Origin of the sequence: Serratia sp. szju, assembly GCF_044594185.1 — a bacterium.
In the GTDB taxonomy this organism is placed as follows: Bacteria; Pseudomonadota; Gammaproteobacteria; order Enterobacterales; family Enterobacteriaceae; genus Serratia; species Serratia bockelmannii.
Genome location: NZ_CP172576.1, coordinates 1,710,422 through 1,728,959, shown reverse-complemented (window position 1 = coordinate 1,728,959; position 18,538 = coordinate 1,710,422). Strand labels below are relative to the sequence as shown.

Here is an 18,538-nt window from a genome sequence, read left to right as displayed (position 1 = left end):
GGCGCTTTCGCTTGCTAACTCGAGGTGGCGTATATTACGCTTTCCTCTTTCAGAGTCAACCCTAATTTTCAGGATTTTTTCTCTTTCTTCCCGGCCGCTGTGTGAAGTGAATCACTTGCGCCGTGTCGATGGAGGCGCATTATAGGGATCCGAGTTTTTTGCACAACCCCTTTTTTGATCTTTTCTTTCTGTTTGCACACTTTTCAGCCCTTCCGGGTGGATCTTGTGCGATCAGGGCCATTTTCCGCAGGATCCGGCGCTGAGATTGGTTGTAATTCCATCGTCAGAGTCTAGTATTGCCGGTAAATATGATCCCGAGGTGAGGCAGCACTATGTCCGATGCAGTACGTTCTTATCTTCAATACACCCCTAAACTCGGTCAGCGCGTCCTGATCGATCCTTCCAGCGTCGTCATCGGCGACGTCGATCTGGCGGATGACGTCAGTATCTGGCCGCTGGTCGCCATCCGCGGCGACGTCAATGCGGTAAAGATCGGCGCACGCAGCAATATTCAGGACGGCAGCGTACTGCACGTGACTCATCGCTCCGAACATAACCCTGACGGTTATCCCCTGCTGATTGGAGAAGACGTGACCGTGGGCCATAAAGCGATGCTGCACGGCTGCGCCATCGGCAACCGAGTGCTGGTCGGTATGGGATCAATCCTGTTGGACGGTGCAGTAATAGAAGACGACGTGATGATTGGCGCCGGCAGTTTAGTGGCGCCGGGCAAACGTCTGGCCAGCGGCTATCTCTATATGGGTAGCCCGGCACGCCAGATTCGGCCGTTAACCGCCGCCGAGTTGGAAGGGTTGCTTTATTCTTCGAACAACTATGTACGCTGGAAAGATGAATACCTGTCGGAAGACATCTGACAGCCCCCCGTTCCCTATAAAGAGAACGGGCGGGATTTATGCCGCCAGTTCGCTGCGCAGCTGGCGCAATACCGGCTCGATCTCTGGCATTACGCCGTGCCAAAGCAGGAAGGCATGCGCCGCCTGCCCCACCAGCATACCCAGCCCATCGGCATATTCCGTTGCCCCCTGCTTCTGCGCCCAGGCTAGAAACGGCGTGACGCCCTGCTGATAAAACATGTCATAGCAACGGGTTTGCGCGTTAACTACGCCCGCAGGCAACGCCGGGACCTCCCCGCTGATGCCGGACGCCGTCGCATTGATCACCAGATCGAACGCTTGCTGATCACATTGATCCATCGGCGCCGCCGAGATCTCCCCCAGATGCCGGAAAGCGTCGGCCAACTCTTGGGCCCGGCTGAAGGTACGGTTGGTGATTGTTAACCAGCAGCCGAAAGACAGCAGCGGCAGGATCACACCGCGCGCCGCACCGCCGGCGCCCACCAGCAGAATGCGATCCTGCGGCCGGATCAATTGCTGACGCTGCAGATCGGTCAGCAAACCGATGCCGTCGGTGTTATCCCCCAATAGATCGCCATTCGGCAACACCTTCAGAGTATTGACCGCACCAGCCATCGCTGCGCGCTCGCTCAGCTCAGAAGCGGCCGAATAAGCTCGCTCCTTGAAAGGCACCGTGACGTTCGCCCCCAGCCCTCCGGCATGAATAAACGCCTGCAGGCTGGTTTCAAAACCGTCCAGCGGCGCCAGCACTGTTCCATAAGGATGCTCAATGCCGGTCTGGGCAGCAAACAGCGCATGAATTCGCGGCGACTTGCTGTGGCCGATAGGGTTGCCAAATACCGCAAACTTCTCCATGCCTATTACCTCTAGCCCTGACGGATCTGTTCGCCGGTCAGAACATCTCTGATTTCGGAAGGATTAAGACGGCCACCCACCTTGCCGTGCAATACCGGGAAAGCTTCGCCGAATTGCCGCGTGACCTCATCCGCACTGCGGCATGGCTCCAGCCCGCTGAGATTGGCGCTGGTCGATACCAGCGGCTTGCCGTACTGCCGGCACAGCAGCTGCACCAACGGATGATCGCTGACGCGCACCGCCAGCGAGCTGAAGCGCCCGGTCAACAAACGTGGCGTCTCCAGGCGAGCAGGCAACACCCAGGTTACCGGCCCAGGCCAGCTGGCAAACATCGTCGTGCGCTGCTGTTCGCTGAGCGCACTGTCGTCGATATAAGGTTTAAGCTGCGCATAGTCGGCGGCGATCAGAATCAGCCCCTTTTCCCACGGCCGCTGTTTCAGCGCCAGCAATGCATTGACCGCCTGTTCGCTGTCGGGATCGCAACCCAGGCCGAATACGGCTTCGGTAGGATAGGCAATCACCTGCTGTTGATGCAAAGCATCGATGATAGATAAAAGGTTCGGGCTTAATTCTGAGTTCATGATGTGATTATTCTGTAGTCGCGACGGGTTTTCCGCACAGCTTGCTGGCGCAGCACAGGACGGGCCCTTTTGCCGTGCGCTTTTCCATCAGCAGCGGATAATGGCAATAGGCGCATTCACCGGCGACAGGTTTAACATTGAGGGCGAACTGGCATTCCGGGTAACGATCGCAGGAATGAAAAACCTTGCCGTAACGCGACTTGCGCTGCAGCAGTTTGCCTTGGCCGCACTGCGGACAGGTAATGGCGGTTTCATCAGGCTTATCGATCACTTCAGTGTGATCGCATTGCGGATAATCGCTGCATCCGATAAACATGCCATAGCGCCCCTGGCGCAGCACCAACGTCGCCTGACACTTCGGGCACGGTTGCCCATCCAACACTTTGACGATATGCCCATCGGCCTGCGCTTTCAGCGGGCGAATATATTGGCATTCAGGATACTGGGAACAGCCGAGGAAGGGGCCGTGGCGACCGCTACGGATCACCAGCTCGGCCCCGCATTCCGGGCAGGGTTCATTTTGCCTGGCGGCAAAAATCGCGTTTTTTGTCATAACGTCTTCTATGCGCGTTATCGGCTCAATGCAGATAACCTTCGTTCACTTCAAACAACAGTTCTTCCATTTGCTGATAGGCGCTTTCATATCCGGGGATATTAAACAGCACCATCAACACGACCCATTTCAGATCTTCGAGATCGAATTCCGCATTATCCAAAGCCATAACGCGATCGATAACCATTTCACGGGTTTCGAGGTTCAATACCTGAATCTGTTCCAGGAACAGGAGAAAACCACGGCAGCCGGCGTCCAAACGCGCACCTTCCTCTTCGGTATAGATCCGCATTGCCAGCGGATCGGCATCCATAAAGTAAGGGGCATTTTGACCTTCTTGCAGGTCAGCCAACTTCTCAAGCCAATTCAACGCGTTGTAGATATCATCCCGATGAAACCCCGCCTGAGCGAGATCATCGGTCAGTTGATCCTGATCGACGCGCATCTCTGGTTCATTGTGGATATAAGTTTCAAACAAGTACATGAGTACGTCGAACATGGCTTGCCCTCCTTATTCGGACATAGCCGCCGGGTACAGCTGCGATCCACCCTGCTAACTCCAGTTCGAGTAACTTGATTACCACCACTGGCACAGGTTGGCCGGCACGTTCAGCGACGACGTCAACAGGTGTCACCTCATCTCCTACGTTAGCCAACACATCGGCAAATGGCAATTCAACTTCAGCCTGCGACGCACAAATAGTTGTATTTTCGTTCAGTGACAGCCATTGAAGGCCGCTTCCCAGCAATTCGGCGATATCTTTCGGCCCGGTGACCAAATGCGCACCCTGCTGGATTAACCAATGCGTACCCTCACTCATCGGGTTTCCCAATGGCCCAGGCAAGGCGAACACCTCACGCCCCTGCTCCAACGCATAGCGAGCCGTCACCAAGGTACCGCTGCGCAGCGAAGCCTCTATGACCAGAACGCCCAGGCTGAGCCCGCTGATAATACGGTTACGGCGAGGAAAATGGTCGGCCAGAGGCAAGTCGGTGACTAAATGATCTGAAATCACAGCGCCGCCCTGCTCGACTATCTGCTCCGCGAGCCGGCGGTGCCGGCGCGGATAGATATTGCCCAGCCCGCTACCCAACACCGCAATCGTGCCGCCATTGGCCGCCAGCGCCGCACGATGGCAAATGCCGTCGATGCCGATCGCCAAACCACTGGTGATGGTGAAACCGCAACGCGCCAACTCCTCGGCGAAATGGTTCGCCCAACGCTCGCCGTAATGGCTGAACTGCCGGCTGCCAACCATAGCGAGCTGAGGTTGCAACAGCACCCGAGGATCGCCCTTGATCAGCAGAAACAGCGGCGCGTCGTCGATCTGAGCCAAGTTTTCAGGATAGCCGGCCGCCCCATAGTTCAGCATACGGTGCGCCGGCTCCTCCAGCCAACGCAGGGTGGCCGCCAGATAACCGGGATCCAACTGGTTGAACTGCGTCTGCTGCCGTTCGTTCAATCCCAGCTCATGCAGCACGCGGCGAGGCTCGCAACCCATTTGCGATAGCTGCTGCACGATCCGGCTGGCCACGACGGTCTGTAGCCCCGTTACCCCTCGCATCCGTAAAGCGATCTCTTCCGGCCGCATCGTCTGTTCCCTCAGCAAAAACGGTGGTATTACCAATCTGAGCAATTGGTGCACAATGCTGTCAATCAGGTCGGGAAATGTCTAGAATAGAGGTTAAACCTCGTTCATTACTCGGATACAGATCTAAAGATATATGTCAGTCTTGCAGGTATTACATTTCCCAGACGAGCGTCTGCGCAAAGTCGCAGCGCCGGTAAAAGAAGTCAATGCAGATATCCAGCGCATCGTGGATGATATGTTTGAAACCATGTACGCAGAGGAAGGCATTGGCCTGGCTGCGACTCAGGTGGATATCCATCAGCGCATTATCGTGATCGACGTCTCCGAGAATCGCGATCAGCGCCTGGTGCTGATCAACCCGGAGCTGCTGGAAAAAAGCGGCGAAACCGGTATCGAGGAAGGCTGTCTTTCCATTCCCGAGCAGCGTGCGTTAGTGCCGCGCGCCGCGCAGGTGAAGATCCGCGCACTGGATCGTGAAGGCAAACCTTTCGAGCTGGAAGCGGACGACCTGTTGGCGATCTGCATCCAGCACGAGATGGATCACCTGATGGGCAAACTGTTCGTCGATTACCTGTCGCCGCTCAAGCGTCAGCGCATTCGTCAGAAACTGGAAAAAATGGCCAAGCTTCAAGCCCGCGCCTAACCGATCAGGAAATCAACGTGTCTGACTCTTTACGGATTATTTTCGCCGGAACACCAGACTTCGCAGCGCGTCATCTTGACGCGCTGTTGTCATCTGAGCACCAGATTGTCGGCGTTTTTACCCAGCCCGACCGCCCGGCAGGCCGCGGCAACAAGCTGACGCCCAGCCCGGTCAAAGTGCTGGCCGAGCAGCACCAACTGCCGGTATTTCAGCCCAAATCGCTGCGTCCCGAAGAGAGCCAGCGCCTGGTGGCCGATCTCAACGCCGACGTGATGGTGGTAGTGGCCTACGGGCTGATCCTGCCGCAGGCGGTGCTGGATATGCCGCGTCTCGGTTGCATCAACGTACATGGCTCGCTGCTGCCTCGCTGGCGCGGCGCGGCGCCGATCCAGCGTTCGCTCTGGGCCGGTGACAGCGAAACCGGCGTGACCATCATGCAGATGGACGTCGGTCTCGATACCGGTGACATGATGCACAAGATTGCTTGCCCGATTGAGAGCAGCGATACCAGCGCCAGTCTCTACGACAAGCTGGCACAGCTCGGCCCGCAGGGCATGTTGACTACGCTGCACCAAATGGCAGACGGCAGCGCCACCCGCGAAGTTCAGGATGAAGCGCTGGTCACCTACGCCGAGAAACTGAGCAAAGAAGAAGCTCGTCTGGACTGGACACTGTCCGCCGCACAGCTGGAGCGCTGCATCCGCGCCTTCAACCCTTGGCCGGTCAGCTATTTCACCATCGACGATCAACCGGTGAAAGTGTGGCAGGCCAGCGTACTGGCGCAAAGCGCCAACGCGGAGCCAGGCACCGTTGTCCATGCCGACAAGCACGGTATTCAGGTGGCGACTGCCGACGGTATCCTCAACCTGATCCAACTGCAGCCCGCCGGCAAGAAACCGATGTTGGCGCAAGACCTATTAAATTCACGTCGTGAATGGTTTACCCCGGGTAACCGGCTGTAAGTCACCCCACAGCCCGGCCGTTCATCGTCGGGCCGTTATTTTCTTAATGCCGATCGTTATCAGCTTCAGCCTATGAAAAATAATTACAATCTCCGCAGCATCGCTGCCAAAGCCATCGGCCAGGTGCTGGATCAAGGGCAGTCGCTAAGCACTGTCCTGCCGGCACTGCAAACCTCCATCAGCGATAAAGACCGCGGGTTGCTGCAGGAACTGTGCTTCGGCACGTTACGTGTACTGCCGCAGCTTGAATGGTGTATTCAACAATTGATGGCCAAGCCGCTGACCGGCAAGCAGCGTACGCTGCACTATTTGCTGATGGTCGGCTTGTATCAGCTGTTGTATACCCGTATCCCGGCGCACGCCGTGCTGGCAGAAACCGTGGAAGGCGCGGTAGCGCTGAAACGCCCGCAGTTGAAAGGCCTGATTAACGGTGTCTTGCGGCAGTTCCAGCGCCAGCAGGAAGAGCTGCTACAGCGCGCTGTCAACAACGACAGCCGCTATCTGCACCCGAGCTGGTTGCTGAAACGCATTCAACAAGCTTATCCCGCCAACTGGGAACAGATCGTCGACGCCAATAACCAGAAGCCACCAATGTGGCTGCGCGTCAACCGCCTGCATCACAGCCGCGAAGCTTACCTGCAGCTGTTGACCGACACCGGCATCGCCGCGGAGCCTCATGCAGACTATGCCGACGCAGTGCGGTTGCTGGCGCCTTGCGCCGTGGCCGATCTGCCTGGGTTCGCCGACGGCTGGGTCACCGTGCAAGATGCCTCAGCCCAGGGCTGTGTCGATCTGTTGGATCCGCAAGACGGCGAACAGATCCTCGATTTGTGCGCCGCTCCTGGCGGCAAAACCACGCATATTCTGGAAGCGGCGCCGAAAGCGCACGTCATGGCCGTCGATATCGACGAACAGCGTCTGGCACGGGTGAAGGAAAACCTGCAGCGCCTGCGTTTGCACGCAGAAGTTAAGCTGGGCGATGGCCGCACTCCGCAACAATGGTGCGGTGACAAACAGTTCGACCGTATCCTGTTGGACGCGCCTTGTTCCGCTACCGGCGTGATCCGCCGTCACCCCGACATCAAATGGCTGCGCCGCGATCGCGACATCGCCGAACTCGCCGCGCTTCAGGCCGAGATCCTGGAAGCCGTCTGGCCGCATCTGAAATCGGGCGGCGTGATGGTTTACGCCACCTGCTCTATCCTGCCGGATGAAAACAGCAGCCAGATCGCCGCGTTCTTGCAGCGCCACGCCGATGCCAAGCTGGTTGAAACCGGCGATGCGCAGCGGCCAGGGCGGCAGAATATCCCGCATCCCGAGGACGGCGATGGCTTCTTTTACGCTAAGCTGATTAAAATGTAATTCTTCAGGGCGTGCTCGCGCGCCCTAAGTCTTTCAGTGTGAAGCAGAGAACACGATGAAAATAATTATTCTTGGTGCCGGTCAGGTTGGCGGGACGCTGGCGGAAAACCTGGTGGGTGAAAACAACGACATCACCGTCGTCGATACCGATTCAGGTCGGTTACGTCAGCTGCAGGATAAATTCGATCTTCGGGTGGTTCAGGGACATGGCTCCCATCCTCGGGTGCTGCGCGAAGCCGGCGCAGAAGACGCCGACATGCTAGTCGCCGTCACCAACTCCGACGAAACCAACATGATCGCCTGCCAGATCGCCTATTCTCTGTTTAATACTCCCAACCGTATCGCCCGCATCCGCGCGCCGGAATACATCCGCGAGTCGGAGAAACTGTTCCTGCCGGAAGCGGTGCCAATCGACCATCTGATTTCGCCGGAGCAGCTGGTCATTGACTATATCTACAAGCTGATTGAGTACCCCGGGGCACTGCAGGTGGTTAACTTCGCCGAAGGCAAGGTCAGCATCGCCGCGGTTAAAGCCTATTACGGCGGCCCGCTGGTCGGCAATGCGCTCTCTTCAATGCGCGAACACATGCCGCATATTGACACCCGCGTCGCCGCTATTTTCCGCCAGGATCGGCCGATCCGTCCGCAAGGCTCGACCATTATCGAAGCCGGTGATGAAGTGTTCTTCGTCGCCGCCTCACAGCACATCCGCGCGGTGATGAGCGAACTGCAGCGGCTGGAAAAACCGTATAAGCGCATCATGATCGTCGGCGGCGGCAACGTCGGCGCCGGCCTGGCCGCCAAGCTGGAAAAAGACTACAACGTCAAACTGATCGAGCGGAATCAGCAACGCGCCGCCGAACTCGCCGAACAGCTGCACGATACCATCGTGTTCTACGGCGATGCCTCCGATCAGGAACTGCTGGCCGAAGAGCACGTCGAGCAGGTGGATGTTTTCATCGCCATCACCAACGACGATGAGGCCAACATCATGTCCGCCATGCTGGCTAAGCGCATGGGCGCCAAGAAGGTAATGGTATTGATCCAGCGCCGCGCCTATGTCGATCTGGTGCAGGGCAGCGTGATTGATATCGCCATTTCGCCGCAGCAGGCGACCATCTCCGCCCTGTTGGGGCACGTGCGCAAAGCGGATATCGTCAGCGTTTCGTCGCTGCGCCGCGGCGTGGCGGAAGCGATCGAGGCGATTGCCCACGGCGATGAAAGCACGTCCAAAGTGGTCGGCCGCATCGTCGAAGATATCAAGTTGCCACCGGGGACGACCATCGGTGCGATCGTGCGTGGCGACGACGTGATCATTGCCAACGGCAACAGCAAAATCGAACAGGGCGATCACGTCATCATGTTTATTACCGACAAGAAATTCGTGCCTGACGTTGAACGCTTGTTCCAACCGAGCCCGTTCTTCTTGTAGAACGAATTTATTTGGCTATGGTCTATAATCGCGTGGTTGTTCTCTGCCTTGGGAGGAGATAAAACTTCTCTCCTTTTGTGGCAAAGGGAAATTGCTTTGTTAAACTTGAGTTATTAATTCTGCAAGGGGTGCGTTCTATGAGTATGTTGAAAGAGTTTCGCGAATTTGCCATGCGTGGCAACGTGGTCGATCTGGCCGTCGGTGTGATTATCGGTGCCGCATTCGGCAAGATCGTTTCGTCCTTCGTGGCTGATATCATCATGCCACCGCTGGGCTTACTGATCGGCGGCGTCGACTTTAAACAGTTCCATCTGGTATTACGTGAAGCTCAGGGCGCCGTACCGGCGGTGGTAATGAACTACGGTTCATTCATCCAAACCGTATTCGACTTCGTGATTGTCGCCTTCGCCATCTTCCTGGCGATTAAATTGATGAACAAAATGCGCCGCAAACAAGAAGAAGTGCCCGCAGCGCCGCCGGCACCTACCGCAGAAGAGAAACTGCTGACGGAAATCCGTGATTTGCTGAGCCAGCAACAGCAGCCAAAACTGTAAGACAGCGTTTGGTTATGCCAATAAAAAGCCACCTGATGAAGGTGGCTTTTTTAATACTTAAAACCAGAAGGCCAGTGGTAAATTATCGCTTGATAGTTTACCACTGGCCTCCCAGTTACCGCCTTTGTTGTGTTTTTCTTTACGCCGATAGCTGCCTTTACCTTTCACATTCTTTTCTACCCGCTGACGGAATAGAGGATCATGCAGCAGCGCCTCAATGGCGTTATCTTGAATCTGGCCTTTGGTGTGACGATATTTCGTCATGATAATGCTCCTGTAAAATATGAGGGATAAAACGGGGCGATAATACTGCCGGCAATATAAAAATTAAAGTGCCGTCAGCAACCTTTTTTGCCTTTGTCATCGCTGGCGCCCTGTTCCAAAGCTTCCAGGATCGAACAATAATTGCTGGTATGGGCAGTGCCACAGCAGGCGTCGCTCAGCCGCTTCAACGATTCACGCATACGCGTCAGCTCAGCCAACTTGCTTTCCACTTCGCTCAGGCGCGCATCAACGATCGACTTTGACTCCTGGCAGGTATGATGCTCAGGATCGACGCGGATCGACAGCAGCTCAGCGATCGTTTCCAGAGTAAATCCCAACTGCTTAGCATAGCGAATAAAGCGCAGCCGTTGAAGATCCTGCTCGGTGTAGAGTCGATAACCGCCCTCGGTGCGGACATTGTGATCCATCATGCCCTGCTTTTCATAGTAACGCACGGTATCAGGCGTTACTTCGGCAAGCTTGGCCAACTGACCTATCTTGAACATTACTGCTCCTCTCGGGTGAACTTGCCATCCAGTGCGCATTGATATTCACCATGCAAGAAATCCGTGCTCATCCCAGCCTGACGCAATCGATGTTCCAACAGCAACATGCGCTTGCTGAGATCGACATAGTCTGGGTGCTCACTGTTGATCCCTTGCAGTAAGCGAGCAACGGTTAGCGCCTCTTTGCGATCTTCCAGTTCCGGTGGCAAGTAACCGGCATTTTTCAGCAGACGGTAACCCGCGCGCAGTTCAGCCGGCACCGCGCTATCGTCTTCCAGCGCTAATGGTTGTCCCTGGCCGGGCAAATTGTCGAACTCGCCTTTATCTTGGGCATCAAGGATATGACGTTCCGCCCATTGATCGAGCAACCCCATGGCAAACAGCCTCGGTTAGCCTAATGATTAAGCCTTAGCATAGCGGATAGGGGCGAGGATCTTAAGCACAGCGGGGGAATTGCGCACATTTGGCTGGATTTGGACGTAAAAAAACCGGGCAAGCCCGGTTTTTTTACGCGTCTACAGATTACTCTGCAGTTGCCACTTCTGCTTGAGACTCAGCACGATCAACCAGCTCGATGTATGCCATCGGCGCGTTGTCGCCTGCGCGGAAGCCACACTTCAGAATGCGAGTGTAACCACCGGCACGGCTCGCGAAACGCGGGCCCAGCTCGTTAAACAGTTTTGCCACGATCTCGTTATCACGAGTACGGGCGAATGCCAGACGACGATTAGCTACGCTGTCGGTCTTGGCAAGAGTAATCAGCGGCTCAACAACGCGACGCAGCTCTTTTGCTTTTGGCAGGGTCGTCTTGATGATCTCATGACGAACCAAAGAGCCGGCCATGTTACGGAACATAGCCTGGCGATGGCTGCTGTTACGGTTCAGTTGACGACCACTCTTACGATGGCGCATGACCTTATCCTTCTCAGTAAAACCTTAACCTGTGATCCGGTTACTCGTCAGCAATGCTTGCCGGCGGCCAGTTTTCCAGGCGCATGCCCAGAGACAGACCACGTGAGGCCAGCACGTCTTTAATCTCGGTAAGAGATTTTTTACCCAGGTTTGGCGTTTTCAGCAACTCAACCTCGGTACGCTGTACCAGATCACCGATGTAGTGGATAGCTTCTGCCTTGAGGCAGTTAGCAGAGCGGACAGTCAATTCCAGATCGTCAACAGGGCGCAGCAAGATCGGATCGAACTCTGGTTTCTCTTCTTTAACTTCCGGCTGACGCACATCACGCAGGTCAACGAAAGCTTCAAGTTGTTCAGCCAGAATGGTGGCCGCACGGCGGATCGCCTCTTCAGGATCGATCGTGCCATTGGTCTCCATCTCGATGACCAGCTTATCCAAGTCAGTACGCTGTTCTACACGCGCAGCTTCAACATTGTAGGCGATACGCTCTACAGGGCTGTAGCAGGCGTCAACCAACAGACGACCGATTGGGCGCTCATCTTCTTCCGAATGAATTCGGGCAGAAGCCGGCACATAACCGCGACCGCGCTGAACTTTGATACGCATGCTGATAGCCGCGTTCTCATCAGTCAGGTGGCAAATCACGTGCTGAGGCTTGACGATTTCGACATCACCATCATGGGTGATGTCGGCAGCGGTCACAGGGCCAATGCCAGATTTATTCAGGGTAAGAATAACTTCGTCTTTGCCTTGAACTCTCACCGCCAGCCCTTTCAGGTTGAGCAGGATCTCCAGGATATCTTCCTGTACGCCTTCTTTGGTGCTGTACTCATGCAGTACACCATCAATCTCAACCTCGGTCACCGCGCAACCCGGCATAGATGAAAGCAGAATACGGCGCAGTGCGTTGCCAAGAGTATGGCCAAAGCCACGCTCTAAAGGCTCAAGGGTCACCTTGGCGTGCGTCGAACTGACTTGCTCGATATCTACCAGGCGCGGTTTTAGAAACTCTGTCACAGAACCCTGCATTGTGTCCTCTCTTTGGTACTAAGCTTTACTTGGAGTAAAGCTCGACGATCAGGTGTTCGTTAATGTCCGCAGACAGATCGGTACGTTCAGGCATACGCTTGAACACGCCTTCCATCTTAGCAGCATCAACTTCCAGCCAAGTCGGCTTTTCACGCTGCTCAGCCAGCTCCAGAGAAGCTTTAACACGAGACTGCTTTTTAGCTTTCTCGCGGATGCTGACTACGTCATTCGGAGATACCTGATAAGAAGCGATGTTAACAACGTGACCGTTTACCATAACTGCTTTGTGGCTAACCAGCTGACGTGACTCTGCACGAGTAGCGCCGAAGCCCATACGGTAAACAACGTTGTCCAGACGACCTTCCAGCAGCTGCAACAGGTTTTCACCGGTGTTGCCCTTCAGGCGGGTTGCTTCTTTGTAATAGTTACGGAATTGACGCTCCAGAATGCCGTACATACGGCGAACTTTCTGCTTCTCACGCAACTGAACACCGTAATCAGACAGACGCGGTTTACGCGCACCGTGCTGACCAGGTGCTTGTTCAATTTTACACTTGGAATCGATCGCGCGAACGCCAGACTTAAGGAACAGGTCTGTGCCCTCACGACGGCTCAGCTTGAGCTTAGGACCCAAATATCTTGCCATTTTCTTTCTCCAACAATCCTAAAAGCTGCGTTACACGCGGCGCTTTTTCGGCGGACGACAACCGTTATGAGGGATCGGAGTCACATCAGTAATATTAGTGATGCGGAAACCAGCCGCGTTCAGAGCGCGGATAGTAGACTCACGACCAGGACCAGGTCCTTTAACCATAACTTCCAGGTTCTTGATACCGTATTCTTTTACTGCGTCAGCACAACGTTCTGCTGCAACCTGTGCTGCGAACGGAGTGGACTTACGAGAACCACGGAAACCGGAACCACCGGCTGTTGCCCAACCCAAAGCATTACCCTGACGATCAGTGATGGTAACGATGGTGTTGTTGAAAGAAGCATGGATATGAGCCACGCCGTCAGAGACTTGCTTTCTTACACGCTTACGTGTACGAACAGGTGCCTTTGCCATTATTCAATAACCCCGATTATTTCTTGATCGGCTTGCGCGGACCCTTACGGGTACGAGCGTTGGTCTTGGTGCGCTGACCGCGTACCGGCAGACCACGACGATGACGCAAACCACGATAGCAACCAAGGTCCATAAGACGCTTGATGCTCAGGGTAATTTCACGACGCAAATCACCCTCGACGGTGTATTTGGCAACTGCATCACGAAGCTTTTCGATTTGCTCTTCAGACAGCTCACTGATCTTAACATTTTCAGCAATACCCGTGGATGCACAGATAGCCTGTGAACGGGTTTTACCGATACCGAAGATCGACGTTAAGGCGATAACGGTATGTTTATGATCAGGAATGTTAATGCCTGCTATACGGGCCACTATGCACTCCTACTATTTTATACAGCAACACCATTCTGAAAAGCCCGTTTTCAGGATACTCAAATAATGTTGCAGTGCGACATACAAAAGATTGGCTGGCTAATCTAGCCAGCTCAACCCAACTTTGCAAGAAAAATATGCGAGATAATCAGCCTTGACGCTGTTTATGCTTCGGCTCGGCGCTGCAAATCACACGAACGACACCGTTACGCTTAACGATTTTGCAGTTACGACATAATTTCTTGACGGAAGCACGAACTTTCATTTTTACTCTCCGTAACTTCTCAAACGAATCTGACTAGCGGTTATAGCCTTTCAGATTTGCTTTCTTCAATGCAGACTCGTACTGACTTGACATCATCAGAGTTTGCACTTGAGCCATAAAGTCCATGATGACGACAACCACGATCAGTAGCGAGGTACCACCAAAGTAGAATGGTACTTTCATTGCATCACGCATGAACTCCGGGATCAGGCAGATGAAAGTAATGTACATCGCGCCCACCAGGGTTAAACGCGTCATTACTTTATCGATATACTTCGCCGTTTGCTCTCCCGGACGAATTCCTGGTACGAAGGCACCGGACTTCTTCAGGTTATCTGCTGTCTCACGCGGGTTGAAAACCAACGCCGTGTAGAAGAAACAGAAGAAGATGATTGCAGACGCATAGAGTAACACATAAAGCGGTTGCCCTGGCTGCAAATACAGCGAAATCGTAGTCAGCCAGTTCCAACCGGTACCGCCCCCAAACCATGATGCAATCGTGGCCGGGAACAGAATAATGCTGGAAGCGAAAATCGCCGGGATAACACCCGCCATGTTCACTTTCAACGGTAAATGTGTACTCTGTGCTGCATAAACACGACGACCTTGTTGACGCTTCGCATAGTTAACGACGATACGACGTTGACCACGCTCGATGAAAACAACGAAGAAGGTTACTGCAAACACCAATACTGCAACCAACAGCAGCAGGAGGAAGTGCAGGTCGCCTTGCCGCGCTTGCTCGATAGTATGGGCCACTGCCGGCGGGAGCCCCGCTACAATACCCGCGAAGATAATGATCGAGATACCGTTGCCGATACCGCGCTCAGTAATCTGCTCACCCAGCCACATCAGGAACATTGTCCCGGTTACCAGGCTCACAACCGCAGTAAAGTAGAATGCAAAGCCTGGATTTAACACCAGGCCCTGCATACCAGGCATATTCGGCAGACCGGTAGCAATACCAATCGACTGGAATATGGCCAATACCAGCGTACCGTAACGGGTGTACTGGCTAATCTTGCGACGGCCAGCCTCCCCTTCTTTCTTGATTTCCGCCAACGCTGGATGAACCACCGTCAGCAGCTGGATAATGATCGATGCCGAGATATACGGCATGATCCCCAGAGCAAAGATAGAAGCACGGCTGAGGGCACCACCAGAGAACATGTTAAACATTTCAATGATAGTGCCTCTCTGCTGCTCAAGCAATTTGGCAAGCACAGTGGCATCGATACCAGGAATCGGAATGAAAGAGCCGATGCGGAAGACAATCAGCGCGCCGATGACAAACAAAAGTCTGCGCTTCAGCTCGCCGAGCCCGCCTTTAGCACTTTGAAAATCTAATCCTGGTTGCTTAGCCATCTGCTACTTATTCCTCAATTTTACCGCCAGCAGCCTCGATAGCAGCACGAGCGCCTTTGGTGACACGCAGACCACGCAGGGTTACCGGACGAGCGACTTCGCCAGAAAGTACAACTTTCGCGAATTCGATCTGGACACCAACTACGTTAGCGGCTTTCAGCGCGTTCAGGTCGATAACATCGCCTTCAACCAGAGCCAGTTCAGACAGACGAACTTCTGCCGTGATCATCGCTTTGCGTGAAGTGAAGCCGAATTTCGGCAGACGACGGTACAGAGGCATCTGACCACCTTCAAAACCACGACGTACGCCACCGCCAGAACGAGACTTCTGACCTTTGTGACCACGGCCGCCGGTTTTACCCAGGCCAGAACCAATACCACGACCTACACGCTTAGGCGCATGCTTGGCACCTTCAGCCGGAGACAGAGTATTTAAACGCATCTGTTACTCCTCAACTTTAACCATGTAGGAAACCAGGTTGACCATACCGCGAACAGCAGGAGTATCCTCGCGCTCTACGGTGTGACCAATACGACGCAGACCCAGACCGAGCAGAGTAGCTTTATGCTTCGGCAGACGGCCAATTGAGCTGCGAGTTTGTGTAACTTTAATAGTCTTAGCCATGGTCAATTACCCCAGAATGTCGGCAACGGATTTACCACGCTTAGCAGCGACCATTTCAGGAGACTTCATATTCGCCAGAGCGTCGATAGTTGCACGAACCACGTTGATCGGGTTGGTGGAACCATAAGCTTTAGCCAATACGTTGTGCACCCCAGCAACTTCGAGAACGGCGCGCATTGCACCACCCGCGATGATACCGGTACCTTCATGAGCAGGCTGCATGAACACGCGAGAACCCGTGTGAGCGCCCTTAACAGGGTGCTGCAGGGTGCCGCTGTTCAGCGCGACGTTCATCATGTTGCGACGGGCTTTTTCCATCGCTTTCTGGATCGCTGCTGGAACTTCGCGTGCTTTGCCGTAGCCAAAACCAACGCGACCGTTACCATCACCAACTACAGTCAGTGCGGTAAAGCTGAAAATACGGCCACCTTTTACGGTTTTAGATACGCGGTTTACCGCGATCAGCTTTTCCTGCAGTTCGCCAGCTTGTTTTTCGATGTGAGCCATCTTAAACCTCTTCCTTAGAACTGAAGGCCAGCTTCACGGGCAGCATCTGCCAGTGCCTGGACTCGACCATGATATTGGAAACCGGAACGGTCAAAGGATACTTTCGCAATCCCTTTTTCCAACGCGCGCTCAGCCAGAGCTTTACCTACGGCTGCTGCTGCGTCTTTGTTACCGGAATACTTCAGTTGCTCCGCGATAGCTTTTTCTAAAGTAGAAGCGGCTACCAGTACTTCAGAACCGTTTGGAGCAATCACCTGTGCGTAAATATGACGCGGGGTACGATGTACCACCAGGCGGGTTGCACCCAGCTCTTGGAGCTTGCGGCGTGCGCGGGTCGCACGACGGATACGAGCAGATTTCTTATCCATAGTGTTACCTTACTTCTTCTTAGCCTCTTTGGTACGCACGACTTCGTCGGCGTAACGAACACCTTTGCCTTTGTAAGGCTCAGGACGACGGTAAGCGCGCAGATCTGCTGCTACCTGGCCAATAACCTGCTTATCAGCGCCTTTCAGCACGATCTCAGTTTGGCTTGGGCATTCAGCAGTGATACCTGCCGGCAGCTGGTGATCGATAGGGTGAGAGAAGCCCAGGGCCAAATTCACCACGTTGCCTTTAACGGCAGCACGATAACCAACACCTACCAGTTGAAGCTTTTTGGTGAAGCCTTCGGTAACACCAACAACCATTGCGTTCAGCAGAGCGCGCGTGGTACCCGCTTGAGCCCATGCGTTAGCAAAACCTTCGCGCGGAGCGAAAGTCAGTGCGTTAGCTTCTTGCTTCACTTCAACGGCGTCGTGGATAGTACGAGTCAACTCGCCGTTTTTACCCTTAATCGAAATAACCTGACCGTTGAGTTTTACCTCTACGCCGGCAGGAATGACGACGGGTGCTTTTGCAACACGAGACATTCTTTCCTCCCGAATTAAGCTACGTAGCAGATAATCTCGCCACCAAGACCAGCCTGGCGAGCTGCACGATCGGTCATAACACCTTTAGAGGTAGAAACAACAGCGATACCCAAACCGGCCATAACTTTTGGCAGCTCATCTTTTTTCTTGTAGATGCGCAGACCTGGACGGCTGATACGTTGAATGCTTTCTACCACAGCTTTGCCCTGGAAGTACTTCAGTACCAGTTCCAGAACAGGCTTGGCGTCGCCTTCGATTTTGAAATCTTCAATAAAACCTTCTTCCTTCAGCACGTTGGCAATTGCCACTTTCAGCTTGGAGGAAGGCATGGTGACCGCAACTTTGTTCGCGGCTTGACCGTTACGGATACGGGTCAGCATATCCGCGATCGGATCTTGCATGCTCATCTGTCTTTACTCCCGTGATTCAATTGGTAATTACCAGCTAGCCTTTTTCAAGCCTGGTACTTCACCGCGCATAGCGGCTTCACGAAGCTTAATACGGCTCAACCCGAATTTGCCCACATAACCATGTGGACGGCCAGTTTGGCGGCAGCGTTTACGCTGACGAGACGGGCTGGAATCACGCGGCAGAGTTTGCAGCTTGAGAACGGCATTCCAACGATCTTCATCGGATGCGTTCACATCAGAGATAATAGCTTTCAGTTCAGCGCGTTTTGCAAAGAACTTGTCAGCTAATTTCACGCGCTTGACTTCGCGTGCTTTCATTGATTGCTTAGCCATCAGTAACCCTGCCTTACTTGCGGAACGGGAAGTTAAAAGCAGCCAGCAGCGCGCGGCCTTCATCATCAGATTTCGCAGTAGTGGTAATGGTAATATCCAAACCACGAACGCGATCGACTTTGTCGTAGTCGATTTCTGGGAAGATGATTTGCTCACGCACGCCCATGCTGTAGTTGCCACGGCCATCGAATGACTTGGCGGACAGGCCACGGAAGTCACGGATTCGTGGAACAGCAATGGAGATCAGACGCTCAAAGAACTCCCACATGCGTTCGCCACGCAGAGTTACTTTACAGCCGATCGGATAGCCCTGACGGATTTTGAAGCCTGCAACAGATTTGCGGGCTTTGGTGATCAACGGTTTTTGACCGGAGATAGCTGCCAGGTCCGCTGCGGCGTTATCCAGCAGTTTCTTGTCAGCAATCGCTTCACCAACACCCATGTTCAGGGTGATCTTCTCGACCCGAGGGACTTGCATGACAGAGTTGTAATCAAACTGAGACATCAGTTGTTTGACTACCTCGTCTTTGTAGTAATCATGCAGTTTCGCCATCGTATTACT

At 54.1% G+C, this 18,538-nt stretch carries 29 protein-coding genes; 6 read left to right on the top strand and 23 right to left on the bottom strand.

Annotation, left to right across the window (positions count from 1 at the left end; all coding sequences use genetic code 11):
- The first annotated feature begins 332 nt into the window (after window positions 1–332).
- Window positions 333–875, top strand: coding sequence for a gamma carbonic anhydrase family protein (locus RE418_RS08240; RefSeq protein WP_025304486.1), 543 nt, complete (start codon window positions 333–335; stop codon window positions 873–875).
- Window positions 876–911: 36 nt separating this feature from the next.
- Here the strand turns inward: RE418_RS08240 and aroE are convergent, their stop codons facing one another.
- Genes aroE through dprA form a run of 5 tightly spaced genes read right to left on the bottom strand, consistent with a single transcriptional unit; the run spans window position 912 to window position 4,456 of the window.
- Window positions 912–1,730 (bottom strand): shikimate dehydrogenase, encoded by an 819-nt coding sequence (gene aroE, locus RE418_RS08235; RefSeq protein WP_089181393.1) that lies wholly within the window; start codon window positions 1,728–1,730, stop codon window positions 912–914.
- A gap of 11 nt (window positions 1,731–1,741) precedes the next feature.
- Window positions 1,742–2,311: an L-threonylcarbamoyladenylate synthase type 1 TsaC gene (gene tsaC, locus RE418_RS08230; protein WP_089181394.1), complete on the bottom strand. Its 570-nt coding sequence runs from the start codon at window positions 2,309–2,311 to the stop codon at window positions 1,742–1,744.
- A gap of 7 nt (window positions 2,312–2,318) precedes the next feature.
- The gene (locus RE418_RS08225; protein WP_025304489.1) at window positions 2,319–2,864 is read right to left on the bottom strand and encodes a type I DNA topoisomerase; all 546 of its coding nucleotides are present in this window, start codon (window positions 2,862–2,864) and stop codon (window positions 2,319–2,321) included.
- Window positions 2,865–2,889: 25 nt separating this feature from the next.
- Window positions 2,890–3,363: a DUF494 family protein Smg gene (gene smg, locus RE418_RS08220; RefSeq protein WP_025160381.1), complete on the bottom strand. Its 474-nt coding sequence runs from the start codon at window positions 3,361–3,363 to the stop codon at window positions 2,890–2,892.
- Entirely contained in the window at window positions 3,335–4,456 is a 1,122-nt protein-coding gene (gene dprA, locus RE418_RS08215; protein ID WP_089181395.1) for a DNA-protecting protein DprA, read from the bottom strand. Before dprA ends, smg begins: the two co-directional genes overlap by 29 nt.
- Before the next feature lie 133 nt (window positions 4,457–4,589).
- Here dprA and def point away from each other — a divergent pair, with 133 nt between their 5' ends.
- From def to mscL, 5 genes are all read left to right on the top strand, one after another.
- Complete coding sequence (gene def, locus RE418_RS08210) at window positions 4,590–5,099, top strand: peptide deformylase (RefSeq protein ID WP_015379260.1); 510 nt, start codon at window positions 4,590–4,592, stop codon at window positions 5,097–5,099.
- Between the two features lie 17 nt (window positions 5,100–5,116).
- Window positions 5,117–6,061, top strand: a complete 945-nt coding sequence (fmt, locus tag RE418_RS08205; RefSeq protein ID WP_089181396.1) for a methionyl-tRNA formyltransferase — start codon at window positions 5,117–5,119, stop codon at window positions 6,059–6,061.
- Window positions 6,062–6,133: 72 nt separating this feature from the next.
- Window positions 6,134–7,423: a 16S rRNA (cytosine(967)-C(5))-methyltransferase RsmB gene (gene rsmB / locus RE418_RS08200; RefSeq protein ID WP_089181397.1), complete on the top strand. Its 1,290-nt coding sequence runs from the start codon at window positions 6,134–6,136 to the stop codon at window positions 7,421–7,423.
- 55 nt (window positions 7,424–7,478) lie between these two features.
- Entirely contained in the window at window positions 7,479–8,855 is a 1,377-nt protein-coding gene (gene trkA / locus RE418_RS08195) for a Trk system potassium transporter TrkA (protein WP_004929716.1), read from the top strand.
- A 137-nt stretch (window positions 8,856–8,992) separates the two neighbouring features.
- A complete protein-coding gene (mscL, locus tag RE418_RS08190) occupies window positions 8,993–9,409 on the top strand; it encodes a large-conductance mechanosensitive channel protein MscL (RefSeq protein WP_049208534.1) in 417 nt (138 codons plus the stop codon).
- Window positions 9,410–9,466: 57 nt separating this feature from the next.
- On the opposite strand, the gene RE418_RS08185 is transcribed toward mscL, so the two are convergent.
- The 18 genes from RE418_RS08185 to rplE form a co-directional block, all read right to left on the bottom strand.
- Window positions 9,467–9,673 carry an alternative ribosome-rescue factor A gene (locus RE418_RS08185; RefSeq protein ID WP_033639242.1) on the bottom strand — a complete coding sequence of 69 codons (207 nt, stop codon included), beginning with the start codon at window positions 9,671–9,673 and terminating at the stop codon, window positions 9,467–9,469.
- Between the two features lie 74 nt (window positions 9,674–9,747).
- Window positions 9,748–10,179, bottom strand: a complete 432-nt coding sequence (zntR, locus tag RE418_RS08180; RefSeq protein ID WP_016930321.1) for a Zn(2+)-responsive transcriptional regulator — start codon at window positions 10,177–10,179, stop codon at window positions 9,748–9,750.
- Window positions 10,179–10,553, bottom strand: coding sequence for a DUF1992 domain-containing protein (locus RE418_RS08175; protein ID WP_049208531.1), 375 nt, complete (start codon window positions 10,551–10,553; stop codon window positions 10,179–10,181). Before RE418_RS08175 ends, zntR begins: the two co-directional genes overlap by 1 nt.
- 148 nt (window positions 10,554–10,701) lie before the next feature.
- The gene (gene rplQ / locus RE418_RS08170; RefSeq protein ID WP_004929726.1) at window positions 10,702–11,091 is read right to left on the bottom strand and encodes a 50S ribosomal protein L17; all 390 of its coding nucleotides are present in this window, start codon (window positions 11,089–11,091) and stop codon (window positions 10,702–10,704) included.
- A 40-nt stretch (window positions 11,092–11,131) separates the two neighbouring features.
- Window positions 11,132–12,121, bottom strand: a complete 990-nt coding sequence (locus RE418_RS08165) for a DNA-directed RNA polymerase subunit alpha (protein WP_002919219.1) — start codon at window positions 12,119–12,121, stop codon at window positions 11,132–11,134.
- A gap of 25 nt (window positions 12,122–12,146) precedes the next feature.
- Window positions 12,147–12,767: a 30S ribosomal protein S4 gene (rpsD, locus tag RE418_RS08160; RefSeq protein WP_025304496.1), complete on the bottom strand. Its 621-nt coding sequence runs from the start codon at window positions 12,765–12,767 to the stop codon at window positions 12,147–12,149.
- Between the two features lie 30 nt (window positions 12,768–12,797).
- A complete protein-coding gene (gene rpsK, locus RE418_RS08155; protein ID WP_004929731.1) occupies window positions 12,798–13,187 on the bottom strand; it encodes a 30S ribosomal protein S11 in 390 nt (129 codons plus the stop codon).
- Window positions 13,188–13,203: 16 nt separating this feature from the next.
- Window positions 13,204–13,560: a 30S ribosomal protein S13 gene (gene rpsM, locus RE418_RS08150; protein WP_004929734.1), complete on the bottom strand. Its 357-nt coding sequence runs from the start codon at window positions 13,558–13,560 to the stop codon at window positions 13,204–13,206.
- Between the two features lie 148 nt (window positions 13,561–13,708).
- Window positions 13,709–13,825 carry a 50S ribosomal protein L36 gene (gene rpmJ / locus RE418_RS08145; protein WP_002227352.1) on the bottom strand — a complete coding sequence of 39 codons (117 nt, stop codon included), beginning with the start codon at window positions 13,823–13,825 and terminating at the stop codon, window positions 13,709–13,711.
- A 33-nt stretch (window positions 13,826–13,858) separates the two neighbouring features.
- Entirely contained in the window at window positions 13,859–15,190 is a 1,332-nt protein-coding gene (gene secY / locus RE418_RS08140; protein ID WP_004929740.1) for a preprotein translocase subunit SecY, read from the bottom strand.
- A gap of 7 nt (window positions 15,191–15,197) precedes the next feature.
- Entirely contained in the window at window positions 15,198–15,632 is a 435-nt protein-coding gene (rplO, locus tag RE418_RS08135; protein ID WP_004929742.1) for a 50S ribosomal protein L15, read from the bottom strand.
- Between the two features lie 3 nt (window positions 15,633–15,635).
- Complete coding sequence (gene rpmD / locus RE418_RS08130) at window positions 15,636–15,815, bottom strand: 50S ribosomal protein L30 (protein WP_048232028.1); 180 nt, start codon at window positions 15,813–15,815, stop codon at window positions 15,636–15,638.
- 6 nt (window positions 15,816–15,821) lie between these two features.
- Window positions 15,822–16,322 (bottom strand): 30S ribosomal protein S5, encoded by a 501-nt coding sequence (gene rpsE, locus RE418_RS08125; protein ID WP_004929747.1) that lies wholly within the window; start codon window positions 16,320–16,322, stop codon window positions 15,822–15,824.
- A gap of 14 nt (window positions 16,323–16,336) precedes the next feature.
- Window positions 16,337–16,690 (bottom strand): 50S ribosomal protein L18, encoded by a 354-nt coding sequence (gene rplR, locus RE418_RS08120; RefSeq protein ID WP_004929748.1) that lies wholly within the window; start codon window positions 16,688–16,690, stop codon window positions 16,337–16,339.
- 9 nt (window positions 16,691–16,699) lie between these two features.
- Window positions 16,700–17,233, bottom strand: coding sequence for a 50S ribosomal protein L6 (rplF, locus tag RE418_RS08115; protein WP_004929751.1), 534 nt, complete (start codon window positions 17,231–17,233; stop codon window positions 16,700–16,702).
- Between the two features lie 14 nt (window positions 17,234–17,247).
- Window positions 17,248–17,640 (bottom strand): 30S ribosomal protein S8, encoded by a 393-nt coding sequence (gene rpsH, locus RE418_RS08110; protein ID WP_004929753.1) that lies wholly within the window; start codon window positions 17,638–17,640, stop codon window positions 17,248–17,250.
- Window positions 17,641–17,670: 30 nt separating this feature from the next.
- The gene (rpsN, locus tag RE418_RS08105; RefSeq protein ID WP_004929754.1) at window positions 17,671–17,976 is read right to left on the bottom strand and encodes a 30S ribosomal protein S14; all 306 of its coding nucleotides are present in this window, start codon (window positions 17,974–17,976) and stop codon (window positions 17,671–17,673) included.
- A 13-nt stretch (window positions 17,977–17,989) separates the two neighbouring features.
- Window positions 17,990–18,529: a 50S ribosomal protein L5 gene (rplE, locus tag RE418_RS08100; RefSeq protein ID WP_004929756.1), complete on the bottom strand. Its 540-nt coding sequence runs from the start codon at window positions 18,527–18,529 to the stop codon at window positions 17,990–17,992.
- Between the last annotated feature and the right edge of the window lie 9 nt (window positions 18,530–18,538).